Source organism: Desulfovibrio sp. 1188_IL3213 (assembly GCF_036763145.1).
GTDB lineage: Bacteria > Desulfobacterota > Desulfovibrionia > Desulfovibrionales > Desulfovibrionaceae > Desulfovibrio.
In genome coordinates this window covers 1-1,465 of sequence record NZ_JBAIYR010000510.1, presented here as the reverse complement: position 1 = coordinate 1,465, position 1,465 = coordinate 1, and the positions used below count along the sequence as shown (strand labels likewise).

Below are 1,465 nucleotides of genomic sequence, written 5' to 3'. Positions count from 1 at the left end.
GGCCATGAGCTCGGCCCAGGTTTCAAGGTCGCGGGCGGTGTAGCCCACCACCACGGCCTTGCCTGTGGTGCCGCTGGAGGCGTGAAGGCGCACGATGTGGTCGCGCGGCACGGCGAAAAGGCCGAAAGGATAATAGTCGCGCAGGTCCTGCTTTTCGGTGAACGGCAGAAGCTTCAGGTCGGCCAGGGATTTGATGTCGGCGGGGGTTACGCCCGCTTCGTCAAAGCGTTTGCGGTAAAAGGGCACGTTGGCGTATACGCGGCTGCACAGGTCGCGCAGACGGCGCAACTGCAATGCTTCCATATCCTCGCGGGGCAGGGTTTCCTGTTTGATGTCGAAAAGCACGGCCCTCTCCTTTAGCTGGCTTTTGGCGGCGGCCTTGGGCCGTCAATGCAAAAATAAAAACGGCGTTGCCGTATGCAAACCTTTTCCGGTATGCCGGAATGTACGCAACTGGTCAACAAAAACAGGGCCGAGTGCCGCTTCTGGAGGGGCTTCCGTGGCGGGGTTTCCAACTGCCGGCAGAGCGGATTTGGAGCGCTGCCGCTGTGTTGCGTCGTCGGGCGCGCTTCTTTTGATCGGCCTGGGACGGCCCGGAAAAGAGCGGAATTTACGCACGGCGTGACGTTGTTTTTTGCGTCGACGTTCCGCCGGTCTTCTGCAGGATTTCCGTGCGGGCATGCCGTCGGCAGGGCATGCCCATTGCCCTTGGCCCGGCTTTACGATATGTGCTGGCTATGGAAAATAATCATCCCAATACACCCGCCGGGGGCCGCGCCCCCATACAGTTTTCAGATGTTCCCGCAAGCCGTAAGGCGGCGGATGTGGCCCAATGGCTTGAAGAGCACAAGGCGCTGCGCGTGGTCTGCCTTGACCTTGAAGGTGAAGGCGGCTTTGCCGATGCCCTTATTGTGGCCGGCGCCAACTCGGTGCGTCACGCCCAGAGCCTTGCCGACGGCGTAGGTCAGCTATGCCGCGAACACAACTACGAATTTCTGCGTACAGAAGGGTATGCCGCCGGGCAGTGGATTCTTGTGGATATGAACGATGTTATCGTCAACATCTTTCAGGAGCCGGTGCGCGAGCTCTACGCCCTTGAAGCCCTGTGGGGCCACGGTTCCGGGAAAGGCACGGCCGCTGGGCAGAACAGCGGAGAATAATTATTATGACGCCTACACTGCTGCTGATACTGGACGGATGGGGCATCGCCCCTCCCGGCCCCGGCAATGCCCCGTTTGTGGCCCGCACCCCCAATATGGACGCCCTCATGGCCCGCTGCCCCCAGAGCCGCCTTGCGGCGTCCGGGCGTGAGGTGGGACTGCCCAAAGGCTATATGGGCAATTCGGAAGTGGGGCATCTTAACATCGGTGCGGGGCGCGTGGTCTATCAGGACATGACCCGCATCGATGTGGCCTTGGAGGACGGCTCCTTTGCGGCCAATCCGGTGCTTGGCGAAGTGCTGTCC

2 protein-coding genes and 1 pseudogene are annotated in these 1,465 nt (G+C 61.1%); 2 read left to right on the top strand and 1 reads right to left on the bottom strand.

From position 1 onward, the window contains the following. On the bottom strand, nucleotides 1–345 hold a 345-nt coding region (locus V6C16_RS13150; RefSeq protein ID WP_442886236.1), incomplete at its 3' end, for a phenylacetate--CoA ligase family protein. Between the two features lie 326 nt (nucleotides 346–671). Here V6C16_RS13150 and rsfS point away from each other — a divergent pair. Next, nucleotides 672–1,160 (top strand): ribosome silencing factor, encoded by a 489-nt coding sequence (rsfS, locus tag V6C16_RS13145; protein WP_333536777.1) that lies wholly within the window; start codon nucleotides 672–674, stop codon nucleotides 1,158–1,160. Between the two features lie 5 nt (nucleotides 1,161–1,165). Beyond that, nucleotides 1,166–1,465 (top strand): annotated as a pseudogene (locus tag V6C16_RS13140) (2,3-bisphosphoglycerate-independent phosphoglycerate mutase); the annotation flags it as partial.